The organism is Duganella dendranthematis (assembly GCF_012849375.1).
GTDB classification, from domain to species: domain Bacteria; phylum Pseudomonadota; class Gammaproteobacteria; order Burkholderiales; family Burkholderiaceae_D; genus Rugamonas; species Rugamonas dendranthematis.
Genome location: NZ_CP051684.1, coordinates 106,538 through 119,720 on the forward strand (window position 1 = coordinate 106,538; position 13,183 = coordinate 119,720).

General features: G+C 62.0%; 14 protein-coding genes and 1 tRNA gene. 11 read left to right on the forward strand and 4 right to left on the reverse strand.

Annotated features, from left to right (window positions below):
- The first annotated feature begins 28 nt into the window (after positions 1–28).
- From HH213_RS00530 to HH213_RS00555, 6 genes are all read left to right on the forward strand, one after another.
- Positions 29–238, forward strand: a complete 210-nt coding sequence (locus HH213_RS00530; protein WP_110848759.1) for a hypothetical protein — start codon at positions 29–31, stop codon at positions 236–238.
- Positions 239–316: 78 nt separating this feature from the next.
- Positions 317–1,228, forward strand: coding sequence for a hypothetical protein (locus tag HH213_RS00535; protein WP_169110108.1), 912 nt, complete (start codon positions 317–319; stop codon positions 1,226–1,228).
- Between the two features lie 182 nt (positions 1,229–1,410).
- On the forward strand, positions 1,411–2,484 hold the full coding sequence (locus HH213_RS00540) for a methyltransferase (protein WP_169110110.1): 1,074 nt from the start codon (positions 1,411–1,413) through the stop codon (positions 2,482–2,484).
- Between the two features lie 87 nt (positions 2,485–2,571).
- A complete protein-coding gene (locus HH213_RS00545) occupies positions 2,572–2,961 on the forward strand; it encodes a hypothetical protein (protein ID WP_146235961.1) in 390 nt (129 codons plus the stop codon).
- A complete protein-coding gene (locus HH213_RS00550) occupies positions 2,958–3,290 on the forward strand; it encodes a hypothetical protein (RefSeq protein WP_169110112.1) in 333 nt (110 codons plus the stop codon). The genes HH213_RS00545 and HH213_RS00550 overlap by 4 nt, the downstream gene beginning before the upstream one ends.
- Positions 3,291–3,363: 73 nt before the next feature.
- Positions 3,364–3,440 (forward strand) — tRNA-Met (locus tag HH213_RS00555).
- Between the two features lie 51 nt (positions 3,441–3,491).
- Here the strand turns inward: HH213_RS00555 and HH213_RS00560 are convergent.
- Complete coding sequence (locus HH213_RS00560; RefSeq protein WP_110848764.1) at positions 3,492–3,932, reverse strand: cupin domain-containing protein; 441 nt, start codon at positions 3,930–3,932, stop codon at positions 3,492–3,494.
- A 221-nt stretch (positions 3,933–4,153) separates the two neighbouring features.
- Between HH213_RS00560 and HH213_RS00565 the strand changes: the two genes are divergently transcribed.
- The 4 genes from HH213_RS00565 (at position 4,154) to dbpA (ending at position 8,863) form a co-directional block, all read left to right on the forward strand.
- On the forward strand, positions 4,154–5,278 hold the full coding sequence (locus tag HH213_RS00565) for a sensor histidine kinase (RefSeq protein ID WP_169110114.1): 1,125 nt from the start codon (positions 4,154–4,156) through the stop codon (positions 5,276–5,278).
- 70 nt (positions 5,279–5,348) lie between these two features.
- Complete coding sequence (locus HH213_RS00570; RefSeq protein WP_110848766.1) at positions 5,349–7,010, forward strand: acid phosphatase; 1,662 nt, start codon at positions 5,349–5,351, stop codon at positions 7,008–7,010.
- Positions 7,011–7,097: 87 nt separating this feature from the next.
- Positions 7,098–7,322 (forward strand): hypothetical protein, encoded by a 225-nt coding sequence (locus HH213_RS00575; RefSeq protein WP_110848767.1) that lies wholly within the window; start codon positions 7,098–7,100, stop codon positions 7,320–7,322.
- A gap of 131 nt (positions 7,323–7,453) precedes the next feature.
- On the forward strand, positions 7,454–8,863 hold the full coding sequence (dbpA, locus tag HH213_RS00580) for an ATP-dependent RNA helicase DbpA (RefSeq protein WP_110848768.1): 1,410 nt from the start codon (positions 7,454–7,456) through the stop codon (positions 8,861–8,863).
- Positions 8,864–8,883: 20 nt separating this feature from the next.
- Here the strand turns inward: dbpA and HH213_RS00585 are convergent, their stop codons facing one another.
- Positions 8,884–10,095, reverse strand: coding sequence for an MFS transporter (locus HH213_RS00585; protein ID WP_110848769.1), 1,212 nt, complete (start codon positions 10,093–10,095; stop codon positions 8,884–8,886).
- Positions 10,096–10,178: 83 nt separating this feature from the next.
- On the opposite strand from HH213_RS00585, the gene HH213_RS00590 reads away from it, so the two are divergent.
- A complete protein-coding gene (locus HH213_RS00590) occupies positions 10,179–10,988 on the forward strand; it encodes an AraC family transcriptional regulator (RefSeq protein ID WP_169110116.1) in 810 nt (269 codons plus the stop codon).
- On the opposite strand, the gene HH213_RS00595 is transcribed toward HH213_RS00590, so the two are convergent.
- Complete coding sequence (locus HH213_RS00595) at positions 10,969–12,450, reverse strand: HAMP domain-containing sensor histidine kinase (RefSeq protein WP_169110118.1); 1,482 nt, start codon at positions 12,448–12,450, stop codon at positions 10,969–10,971. The genes HH213_RS00590 and HH213_RS00595 overlap by 20 nt on opposite strands.
- Entirely contained in the window at positions 12,447–13,163 is a 717-nt protein-coding gene (locus HH213_RS00600) for a response regulator transcription factor (RefSeq protein ID WP_169110120.1), read from the reverse strand. The genes HH213_RS00595 and HH213_RS00600 overlap by 4 nt, the downstream gene beginning before the upstream one ends.
- Positions 13,164–13,183 lie beyond the last annotated feature (20 nt).

A 13,183-nucleotide genomic window follows, 5' to 3' on the forward strand; every position in this document is an offset into this window, starting at 1 on the left:
CTTTGCCTTTTCAAGCAGCGATACAACCATGTTAAAAGCACCACGCACCCTCACCTTCAAATGCGTTAAATGCGCCAAAGCCGTGCAAGTCCGCCTGCAAAAGGTCTCGGCCTGTTCGCACATCCAGCCTTACGTGGGCGTTTGCGCCTGCGGCGAAGTGAAACATCACGCCATCGGCCAGAAGGACGCCGTGCAATCCTACCTGGCCGCGCCAGAGGGCTGGACCCACCACCATTAATTTGCGCGCCGCGCCCTCAAGTAATCGACTACGATACCGTTAATTATTGTAGAAGTTACATTGAAACCGGAATCCGCCATGTCTACCATCTCGAATCTGGGCGCGCGCCTGCCATCGCTGTTCACCGGCACCCAAGCCGATCCCAAGACGCCAGCCTTGCAGAAAACGCAAGGTGTCTCCTCTGCCAACTCGTCCAGCAAGGCGCTGGACCTGGACAGCCGCGTCGCTTCGATCGGCAACGCCACGGTGGATTTTGCTCAGAGTTTCGTCAATAGCTTCACGCAAGCGCTGTTCGGCGACGACGCCAAAGGTGCGGTGATCGATTTCGACTCGGCCAGCCTGGAAACCAGTTCCACCATGGCCGTCGGCTACCAGCACACCTCCGGCGCCAACGGTACCACCGACGCTGCGGCCTTCAGTCTGACCGACAGCTCGCACTTCATCGGTAAAGGCACCATCACCACCGCCGACGGCCGCAAGTTCGATTTTGAAGTGGAAGTCCAGTACAACGCGGAACTCAATGCGGCCGCCAGCCAATCGAGCAGCGCCGATGACGCCAGCAGCGCGCAACCGGTCAAGCAGTCCGGCGACGGCAAGGCGGCCAAAGACCTGCCAAGCGTGCAGCTGCCGAACATCGACTTCCCGGGCACGCTGGCGGACCTGTTCCAGCTGATCGGCCGCGACCTGCAAACCGCGCTGTCCACCTCCAACAACAGCAACGACAAATCCGACGGCATCGACCGCAACACGCTGCGCGGCCTGTCGCTGCGCTTGCTCAATCTGGTCGACAGCAAGGACACCAACACCTACGCGCCGCCAACCGCCGCCGACAAAGCCAAGGCAGCCGCCAGCGCCACCGATACGCCAGCCATCACTAACGCTGCGACGCCCACTACCGCGCCAACCACCACGCCGGCAACCACACCAGCCGCCGCCGATGCTGCCGCGGCGACCGACGACACAACGCCGACCAACACCGCATCAACCTGAGCGCCGCCCGGCTGACCGGTATAATAGCGACACTTTCCGCTACGCCGCCTGGCGTAGCGCGTCCTTTATTCTGCCGATAGCCCCCACATGCCTGAACAAATTAACTCCTCCCCTGCCCATCACAGATCCACTGGGAGGAGAACGGCGAGCCACGTTCCGCGCGCTGGCGCTCCGAAGCCGGCATGCCGCCGCCAAAACGCGTGGTCATCGCCGACGACCGCACCAACGCCGATGTAGCCTACCGACTGGCCTGCGAAGGCACGGCGCTGCTGTGGCGCGGCGACTTCCAGAATGCGCGCCAGCTGCTGCAAGCGCTGGCCCGCCGCGCCGACCACAAAGCCAAGCCGGCCAAGAAGAACAAGCCAGCCAAAATTCCCGCCACGCCGACCGAAGCCTTCCACCTGCATCGCCAGGCGCAGTCGCAACGCGCGCGCACCTTGGCCATGCTGCTGATTCCTTTCGAAGACGGCTACACCATTCCGCTGCGCCGCGCGCCGGACGTCAAGCTGGCCTGCAACGAAGCCTATGGCCGCTATGAAGAGCCGTTCATCGCCTCGCTGCGCGAATTGCTTGGCCTGATCGGCGCGCACGAATGGCGCCGCACCGGCGTCGAAATCCCGGCGCTGGAAGCGCGCATCCATCCGCACTACGGCGTGTTCTCGCCGGTGCGTGGCGAATACGTGCAGATGGTGGCCGATGCCCCGCTGCCGGCCGGCGTCAATCTGGCGTTCGACATCGGCGTCGGTACCGGCGTGCTGTCGGCGGTGCTGGCCAAGCGCGGCATAGCACGCGTGATCGGCACCGACCAGGACCAGCGCGCCCTGAGCTGCGCCCGCGAAAACCTGGCGCTGCTGGGCTTCGATAACAAGGTCGAATTGCGCGTGGCCGACCTGTTCCCGGAAGGCCGCGCGCCGCTGGTGGTGTGTAATCCGCCGTGGGTGCCGGCGCGTCCGAGTTCTCCGATTGAATACGCGGTCTACGATCCGGATAGCCGCATGCTGCGCGGCTTCCTGGCCGGCCTCTCCGAGCATCTGACGCCGGGTGGCGAAGGTTGGCTGATCCTGTCCGACCTGGCCGAACACCTTGGCCTGCGTCCGCGCGAACAGCTGCTGGAATGGATCGCCGCCGCCGGCCTGAAAGTCACCGGCCGCCATGACGTGCGCCCGACCCACCCGCGCGCCAGCGACGACACCGATCCCCTGCACACCGCCCGCGCCGCCGAAGTAACGTCGCTGTGGCGACTGGCAGCGGCTTAAGAAAATAGTGATTCATCTCAAAGTCATGGCGTGTGGCCTTTGACTCTGCCCAACCGGCAGCGCAAACTTCCAAATGGAGGCCACACCATGCAATCAGCTGAGCTATTAAAAAATGTAGAAGGACTTCTGCAGCTTGATCGCTCAGCGGATATAGCCGCTTGTCTCAATACGATGCGCGAGATCGTCAACTCACTGATCGCACGCATACAACGGGATGAAGCGAAACAAGCACTGGATCTCAATTTCCGCATCGATGACACACTAGCCAAGCTTGGTGAGCTTATCCGCGATACCTATTTCCAAAGCGCCAATGCCGCTGTAAAAGAAGCCGCCCGCGCAGCCTACGCTGATGTCGTAAGCCTGCAATGGGCCATCGCCGACCACGACATTCTCTTCTCTCGTCGCAAATCCGGCTACGCAGCCAGCAGCGTGGAAGAAGTAGAAAAAGTTTTGGACCGGATTGAATCCGAAGAATGAAACCTGATCGCGTCGTCCGCAAGCTCAATCTTGATGAGCCAAGGTTTCAAAATAGTTTCAAGAGACTTAAACCGGATATCAAGAAGGAAGCGCGGCGCGCCCTTGGCGAGATGGTGTTATTGGATCTTGATCACCCGCCGGCCAAACTGCATCTTCACACTTTGACAAACAAACAAGTGCCATCCTTATTAGATCCATCAAAAAAAGTGAACGTGTACACATTGCACATCACTAGCAATGACAGCTACAAAGCCAGCTTCACCTTCGAGGACGGCTGCGCTTACATGCGTAACTGCGGGACACACGATGACGTAAATAAGACGCCGTAAAGCCTGCCAAGTCCGCAAACCAAAACCAGCACTTGCGGATTACGGCCGACCTCTATATAATCATGGCCTCAGACGCGGGGTGGAGCAGTCTGGCAGCTCGTCGGGCTCATAACCCGAAGGTCACAGGTTCAAATCCTGTCCCCGCAACCAAATTCAGGCAGAAGCCGTTGACTCTTAACCGATTCAACGGCTTTTTGCTTTCTAGTACGGGCTGGAGGCTGGCTGGCCAGCGAGGTCGGTCCAGATATCGTCTGGCAGCGATCGGTCTCGCACGCAAATCCGGTCGTGCTCAGGATAGGTAATGTGATCAACCGGCGCGCGGGTGCCGACAACCAGGCAGCGCGTTGCGGCAGAACTGCGATTCTCCAGATAGTGCCCAACCGCGACGCCGGCCCGGAAAGTTGCGACGCCACCGGCGCGTACCAGTGTCTCGGTCGCGCCCTCCACCACAGTGATTTCACCTTCCAGCACATAGACCATCTCATCTTCCGCGCTGTGCCAATGCTTGATTGACGACCTGCCGCCTGGCTGAAGCACTTCAATGAATGCACCAAACTGCGTAAGCTGCCCCGTCTCACTAATCCAAAGCGTTTGATTCGGTTCGGTCTCGGTGATGAGTTGATCTGGCGTGAAAACTGGCATGGCTGGACCTCCAAGGATAATGCCAATATTCTAAGACAAATGCTTCGCCCTGCAATGCTGTCAATAGTATTACTGATGCGACAGGCCCTCGCTAATCCCGTCCATCATGCAACAAACCTGTGTATCATCACTACCGGACATTTTGCTCGGTGGCCCTTATCCTCGCCCGCTCTGCCATATGCTCTTCAATTTCAGGCATATATTGCGCGCAAGGATCAGGCATGTTGGCATCAGATCAAAAAATGAATCAGAACGGCCTGTCGGCCACTTCCAAACAAGTATTGGCCATGCGCGACGCCGTGTTCGCGGAATGGGAAAGCCAGGTGCGCCTGCTGATCAAGGGCGCGCAGCATATCCTGCACCCTACGCTGCTCAACACGCTGCCTGTCTTTTATGACAATATTGCCGAGGCGTTGACACCGAACCACCCGCGCGACGAGGCCACCAGCAACAACGACATCGCCGCCGCCCATGGCGATGAACGCGCGCGCATGACGTCCTACGAGCCGGAACAGATCGTCCAGGAATACCAGCTATTCCGCGACGCCTTCTCGCACGTGGCCGACGAACAGGGCGTGGTGCTGAGCCGCGCCGAATGGGGCATCGTCAACGGTTCGATCGACACCGCGGTACGCGAGTCGATCCGCAAGTTCACGTCGATGCATGAATCGTTCCGCCACCAGATGGCGGCCGCGCTGTCGCACGATATGCGCAGCCCTTTGTCGGTGGTGATCACTGCGGCGCATCTGCTGACCATCGGCGCGACGCCGGAGCGCACCCCGGCCATCGCCCAGAAGATTCTCGACAACGGCCATCGCCTCGGCACCATGATCGAGGAACTGCTGGATGCGCTGAGTTTCAACCGCGGCGAACGGCTGGCGCTCGACCTGTCGCAGTTCAACGTACTGGAACTGGCGCGCCAGGTGTGCAGCGACGCCAGCATCGGCACGCCGGGCGCCTGCACCGTCGTCGGCAGCGCGGTCACCGGCTACTGGTGCGAAAATTCGCTGCGCCGGGCGCTGGAGAATCTGGTCATCAACGCCATCAAGTACGGCGACGGCAACGGCGTGCAGATCAAGATCGACGAGGCGCACGGCCGCATGCTGATCTCCGTGCACAATAGCGGCAACCCGATCGCCGACGAGCATCGCGGCCAGATCTTCGAATACCTGTGGCGCGACGGCAGCACCAAGAGCAAACCCGGTTGGGGCATCGGCCTGCCGTTCGTCAAGAGCGTGGCCGAGAGCCATGGCGGCAGCGTGGCGGTCGATAGTTCGGCGGCCAGCGGCACCACCTTCCTCATCGATATCCCGGTCGACTGCCGGCCCTTCGTGCCGGAAGCGTGAACCTGGATCCATACCCAAGCGGTCATAAAGCTGTCACAATTATTGTTTTAGCTTAGCCACGGAGGCCCGCGTGAAGGATCAAGCACCAGCAGCAGAACAATTAGAACAAGATGCTCCCGTCAGCCCTTCGCGCCGCCGCATCTTCCAAGCAGCCGGCGCCGCCGGCCTGGCGACCTCCCTGCCAGCGCTGAGCGAAGCCGCAACGGCCAAAGCAGCCACCAAAGGTTCGCTCGACGACAAGATCAAGTCCAACATCAAGAACGTGGTGGTGATCTATCTGGAGAACCGCAGCTTCAACAACCTGTTTGCCAACTTCCCCGGCACCGCCAATCCACTGTCGGCCGCGCCGGCCGCCGCCTGCCAGCAGCGCGACCGCGACGGCTCGGTGCTGCCGGTGCTGCCGAAGGTCTGGGGCGGCATGGTGCCGAATACGCAGGACATCGGCGGCAAAAAATACGTCCTCAAGGAAGACGACATCAAGAACCTGCCGAACGGCCCGTTCAAGCTGGTCGACACCGAAGGCAAGCCACTGCCGGAAGGCGTGATCACGCGCGACCTGTGGCACCTGTTCTACCAGAACCAGATGCAGATCAACGGCGGCAAGAACGACGGCTTCGCCGCGTGGGGCAACACCGGCGGCATGGTGATGGGCCACTACGGCGAAACCAGCAAGAACCTCGGCCTGTGGAAGATCGCCGAGCAGTACACGCTGTGCGATAACTTCTTCATGGCGGCCTTCGGCGGCTCGTACCTGAACCACCAGTTCCTGATCACCGGCCGCGTGCCGGAATACTTCAACGCCAAGGATACCGCAGCCAAGAAAAAGATCGCGGTGCTGGACGACGGCCCGACCGGTGTGCGGCTGTCGACCGCGCCCGACTCGCCCAAGTCGGCGCTGGACGGTCATCCGCACTTCGTCAACAATGGCGCCATCACACCGGACGGCTATGCGGTCAACACCATGGCCCCGCCCTATCAGCCAAGCTACATCCGCCCGGCCTACGACGGCGACCCGCTGCACGCCGATCCAAAGGACGCCAGCACGCTGCCACCACAAACTTACGACACCATCGGCGATCTGCTGTCGCGCAAGAGCGTCAGCTGGGCGTGGTACGGCGGCGCGTGGCAGGCGGCACTGGATGCGCGCGGCGGCGGCGAGAAGCCGAACTTCCAGTATCACCATCAGCCGTTTAACTACTTCCAGCAGTTCGCCCCGGGCACTAAGGCGCGCGACGAGCACCTGCGCGATGGCGGCCTGGGTGACAGCCCGATCTCCAACAAATTCCTGGCCGACGTGGTGGCGGGCAAACTGCCGGCGGTCAGCTTCTACAAGCCGCAAGGTAACCTGAACCTGCACGCCGGTTACTCGGATGTGGAATCCGGCGACGCCCACATCACCAACGTGGTCGAGCACTTGCGCAAGTCGCCACAGTTCAAGAACATGCTGGTGGTGATCACCTTCGACGAAAATGGCGGCTGGTGGGATCACGTCGCCCCGCCGAAGGGCGACCGCTGGGGTCCGGGTTCGCGCATTCCGGCCATCGTCATTTCGCCGTTCGCGAAAAAAGGCCATGTGGATCACAGCTTCTACGACACCACCTCGATCATGCGCTTCATCACCCGCCTGCACGACCTGCCGCTGCTGGAAGGTCTGAAGACGCGTAACGCGGCCTTCGCCGAGCGCCACGCCACGCCGCCGGGCGACCTGACGGGGGCCCTGAGCTTCCGCTGATCTGCGGCTTTGTGTTACACTGCGCGCAATTAATCCAGTAAGCTACCGGAGCCCGACTACTACAGCCGGGCTTTTGTTTTTTCCCCGATGAGAGATAAAAAAGATAACGCTACGTTCGACCTGCCGGGCTTTGCCCCTGCCGCGCCGCTCGAACCGGAAGCAAAACGTCCACCACTGCCGCGCATCCGGCGGGCGACGCTCAAGCAGGAACAAATGGAACTGCTGGAACCGACCGATAACAGCGGCCTGCCGGTCTGGGTCCGCGACGAGAATCTCGACCTTACCGGTTTGCCGGTATGGAAGCGTGACTGATACGGTACAACGCCGCTACGGCCGCAGCACGCCACCGCAGCACATCACATATACACATCCCGCACAGTGGGCCAGGCTACGGTTAGCCTGTTAGACTGTGCCCATATCCTTTTTGAACAGGGTCCGCCACCATGACTTCCACCTCCTTCGCCAGCCTGCCGCTGACACCCGCCTTCCTCGACAACCTCGACTCGCTCGGCTACAAGGAGATGACCACGATCCAGGCGCAAAGCCTGCCGTCGGTGCTGGAAGGCCGCGACCTGATCGCCCAGGCCAAGACCGGCAGCGGAAAGACCGCCGCCTTTGGCATCGGCATCCTGGCCAAACTGAATCCTGCATGGTTTGCGGTGCAGGCGCTGGTGCTGTGCCCTACCCGCGAACTGGCCGACCAGGTGGCGAATGAACTGCGCCGTCTGGCCCGTTCGACCGGCAACGTCAAGGTGCTGGTGCTGACCGGCGGTTCGCCGATGCGTCCACAAATCGCCTCGCTGGAACACGGCGCCCATATCATCGTCGGCACGCCGGGCCGCGTGCGCGATCACCTGGGCCGCGAGACGCTGGACCTGTCCAAGGTGAGCACGCTGGTGCTGGACGAAGCGGACCGCATGACCGACATGGGCTTCTACGACGAAATCGCCGGCATTGTCAGCGCCTGCCCGAAACGCCGCCAGACCTTGCTGTTCTCGGCCACTTACCCGGACGACATCCGCCGCGCCACCGACGACTTCCTGGTCGATCCAGTCGAGGTCACGGTCGAAGCACAGCACGATAACGACAAGATTGAGCAGCTATTCTTCGAGATCGGTTTCGACGGCCGCAATGACGCCGTGGCACGCCTGCTGGGCCACTACAAGCCGGTATCGGCGATCGCCTTCTGCAACACCAAGGTACAGTGCCGCGAACTGGTCGAGTCCTTGCAGCAGAAAGGCTTTTCCGCGATGGCGCTGTATGGTGAGCTGGAGCAGCGTGAGCGCGACGAGATCCTGATCCTGTTCGCCAACCGTAGCTGCTCCGTACTGGTGGCCACCGACGTCGCCGCGCGCGGCCTGGATATTCCGAATCTGGAAGCGGTGATCAACGTCGACGTCTCCAAGGACACCGAGGTGCACATTCACCGCGTCGGTCGTACCGGCCGTGGCGACGAACAGGGCCTGGCGCTGTCGCTGTGCGCACCGAACGAGAAGAAGTGGGTCAAGCTGATCGAAGAATATCAAGGCCAGCCGGTCGAGTGGTTCGACCTGAAAAGCCTGGACGACAACGAATACGGCGTCGATCCAGCGCCGATGATGACGCTGGTGATTTCGGGCGGTAAGAAAGACAAGCTGCGTCCGGGCGACGTGCTGGGCGCACTGACCGGCGACGCTGGCCTGAGCAAGGAACAAGTCGGCAAGATCAACGTGACCGAGTTCCAGACCTACGTCGCCATCGACCGCCGCGTGGCGTATGACGCTTTCGCAAACCTCAGCAAGGGCAATCCGCTGGGCGGCGACTTCGGCGCCTTTAAAGGCCGCAACTTCAAGATGCGCTTTATCGACGCCTGATCAGGCTTGGTGAATCAAGCTTAGTGCTTCTGCTGCTCAACGTGCGGCAGCAGCACCGTCAGGATACCCAGCAGCGGCAGGTACGAACACAGTTGGTAGACGTAGGCGATGCCGCTGACGTCCGCAATGTGGCCCATGGCCGCTGCGCCAATGCCGCTGATGCCGAACATCAGACCAAAGAAGATCCCCGCCACCATGCCGACCTTGCCCGGCATGAGTTCCTGCGCAAATACCACGATCGCCGAGAAGGCCGACGAGATCACGAAGCCGATGATCACCGTCAGCGCCGCAGTCCAGAACAGGTTCACATATGGCAGTGCCAGCGTGAACGGCGCCGCGCCCAGGATCGACATCCAGATCACGCGCTTGCGGCCAATGCGGTCGCCAATCGGGCCGCCCATGAAAGTGCCCGCAGCGACAGCCGCCAGGAACAGGAACAGGTACATCTGCGCATTCGACACCGATACGCCGAATTTATCGATCAGGTAAAAGGTGTAGTAGCTGGTCAGGCTGGACATGTAGATGTACTTGGAGAATACCAGCAGCGCCAGCACCGTCATGGCGCCATACACTTTGGCCTTGGGCAGCGGTGACACCGCCACGGTGGCAGCCTTCTTCGGCTGCGCCAGATGGTGACTGTGCCAGCGGCTCACATACACCAGCGCCCCAATTGCGGCCACCACCAGCACCGCAAACCAGGCGATGTTGGCCTGGCCACGGCCGATGATCACCGCCGCCGCCAGCACAGGACCCAGCGCCGAACCGGCATTGCCTCCCACCTGGAACAACGACTGCGCGAAGCCGAAACGTCCGCCCGATGCGGCACGCGCCACGCGCGAGGCTTCAGGGTGGAAGGTCGACGAACCGACGCCGATCAGCGCGGCCGAAATCAACAGCGCGTGGAACGACGAGGCGAAGGACATCATCAACACGCCCACCAGCGTGGCCACCATCCCCATCGGCAGCAGGAACGGCATCGGGCGCTTGTCGGTGTACGCGCCTATCCACGGCTGCAGCAGCGACGCGGTGCACTGGAAGGTCAGCGTGATCAGGCCGACCTGGGTGAAGGTCAGGCCAAATTCGGCCTTCAGCATCGGGTAGATCGACGGCAGCATGGCCTGCGTCAGGTCATTCAGCAGGTGGACCAGCGCCACCACGCCGAGGATGCGCATGACGGTATCGCCGTGGGGCCGCCCGATAGCTGTGGCGGCGGGTGCGGTTGCAGTATTCATAGTAAAGACCTTGTTTTAGGATGATGACAGTGTAATATGGTCGGCAAAGCCTGATATTCCAACTTTCGTCGAATAGGTGACAAATGCCCGATGCCAGCCGCAGCACCGACCACCGCGATTACCAGCGCGTGCCGCGCGTGGTCACGGCGCTGGCGCGCGATGCGGAGCATGGCGTCACCGCACCTGCGCACAACCACGAACGCGCGCAGCTGCTTTATGCCACACAGGGCCTGATGCGTGTGCAGACCGACGGCGGCGTGTGGATATTGCCGCCGCGCCGTGCGCTCTGGATCCCGTCGGGCGTCACGCATCACTGGACTTCGGTCAGCAAAGTCACCATGCGGACCATTTATGTGGAAGCCGGCGCCGCCAAACAATTTGGCGACAGCTGCCGCGTGATCGAAGTCAGTCCTTTACTGCGCGAGCTGATACTGGCGCTGCTGGACGAGCCGATTGAATATCCGATTCCGGGACGCGGCGAGCATCTGGCGATGCTGATCCTGTCGGAATTGAAGGGGGCGGAGACAGTGCCGATTGCGATTCCATGGCCACGCGACCGGCGGCTGGTGGCGGTGTGCAGCGCCATCATGGCCGATCCGGGCAGCAGCAGGAATATCGAACAGTGGGCCGATGAAGTGGGCGCCAGCGCGCGCACGCTGATCCGCCTGTTCCCCAAGGAGACCGGCCTGCATTACCGCCAGTGGGTGCAGCAGGTGCATCTGGCGGAAGCGTTTAAACGTCTGGCTGAGGGCCAGAGCGTGGGCGAGATTGCGGCGACGCTAGGCTATGCCAGTCCGAGCGCGTTCAGCGCCATGTTCCGCCGCATTCTCGGCAAAACGCCGCAGCATTACCTGACCGAGTGGCGCCAGCCGCTCACGCAGCATCCAGCGTAAAGCGGAACACCGCACCGAGATCGGGTTCGCTCACCAATTCTATGCTGCTGTGATGGAGTTGCAGGATGCGGTTGACCGTCAGCAGGCCAAGGCCGCCGACACGGTATTCGCCTTGCAGCGCCACCGGACGGCGGAACAGGTTGTCGCGCATGGCGGCCGGCACGCCGGGGCCGGTGTCGGCCACCGTCACGACGACCTTGCCGCCGGTCCCCGCTTGCACCGTGATTTCGACTTCGCCGCCGGCCGGCGTGTGGCGCAGCGCGTTATCGAATAGATTGGTCAGCACGCGCTCGATCATGCCCAGGTCCGCGCGCACCATCGGCGCCGGATGCGGCAGCGTCGCCATCAAGCGTACCTCGCGCTCGGCCGCTTGCAGCTCGAATTTCTGGAACACGTCCTGGATCAGGTCCGACAGCGAAAACGCCTCCAGCTCCGGCTGCACCGAGCCATGTTCCAGGCGCGCGAGCTCAAACAAGGCCTGCGCCAGCCGACCCACTTTCTGGCTCTGCGCCAGTGCGATGCCAAGGTAGCGCTGGCGATCCGCCGCGTTCAGCGTCTCGTCTTTCAGCGACAGCGTCTCCAGATAGCCGTGCAAGGAACCGAGCGGCGTGCGCAGGTCGTGTGAAATATTCGCCACTACTTCGCGCCGGTCGTGGTCCAGCTGGCGCATGGTTTTCCATTGGTCGTTGATGCGCGAGGCCATATCGCCAAAGGCGTGTTCCAGCACCGCGATTTCATCGCGCTGGCTGGCAGCGTCCGGGACCGCTACCGGCAGCGTCAGTTGATCAGCCTTGGTGTCCAGCTGCCGCATGGTGGTGGTCAGCCGGCGCAGGGGACGGGTGATCAGGCGGAAGGCGATCAAGCCGGCGATCAGCACCAGCGCAGCCACCACCACCATCGACCACAAGGTGGTGCGCAGCACCGAACTGGCGGTGGCGCGCGCGGACAGGCGGTCGTGCTCTTCGCTTTGCAAAATCACATAGATGTAGCCGACCTTGCGTTCACCGGCGCGCAGCACGGCCACGCTGAAAACCTTGCGGCCGGTCTCGCTGCGCGGATCGTCGCCCTGTATCGGCAAGGGCTCGTTGGCCAGCAGGCGGCGGATCGGCTCCAGGCCCACGTGGTCGCGCTTCAGGCTTCCATTCGGCGCGGCGTGGCCGACGATGCGGCCGTCCATGTCCAGCAGGTAGACTTCCACGCTGGGATTCACATCCATCAAACGGCTGAACAGGCGGCGCACGGCCTCGGGGCTGATGCCTTGCGTTGCAGTGGTGTCGTCTTCCGCATGCATCAGCTGTGCGTCCAGCGCGATGCTGCGCGCCAGTCCGCGCGACAGGCCCTGCACCACTTCCTTCTCATGCATGATATTGGCGCGGATCTGCAACCATGCGGACGCGCCGCAGCAGGCCAGCAGCAGGACTGAGAACACCAGCGACAGGCGCTGCGACAGCGTCAGGTTCATGCGGCCTCGCCGGCGCTGGCGTATCTGTAGCCTTTGCCCCAGACGGTGAGGATACGGGTTGGGTCGGCCGGATCGGCTTCGATCTTGGCGCGCAGGCGGTTGATGTGGGTATTGACGGTGTGCTCGTAGCCGTCATGCTGGTAGCCCCACACCTGGTTCAACAAGTCCAGCCGCGAGAATACTTTGTCAGGATGTTTGATGAAGAAGTACAGCAGGTCGAATTCACGCGGCGTCAGGTCCAGCGCACTGCCGTTGACACTGGCCTGGCGCGTCAAGGGATCGACGCGCACGCCGTTCAGTTCCAGCGCCCCTCCCTCGATGCGCTGGTTGCGCGACATGGCGTCGGCCCGGCGCAGCAGCGCTTTGACGCGCGCCACCAGCTCCAGCACCGAGAACGGCTTGGGCAGGTAATCGTCCGCCCCCAGCTCCAGGCCGAGGATGCGGTGAACCTCGCTGGCCCGCGCGCTGGTGATGATAATCGGCGTATAAGTCGTCATGGCGCGCGCCTGGCGGCAGATTTCCAGGCCATCCACGCCGGGCAGCATGATGTCGAGGATGAGCGCATCCCAGCCGCCAGTGCGCACCTGGGCCAGTCCTTGCGCGCCATCGGCGCAATGCGTTACCTGATAGCCCTCATCCTGAAGGTGCATGCGCAGCAGGTCGGCGATATGTATGTCGTCTTCGACAATTAAGACACGTTTAGCGGGTTCCATGGTCCGTATTGTGCAGGATT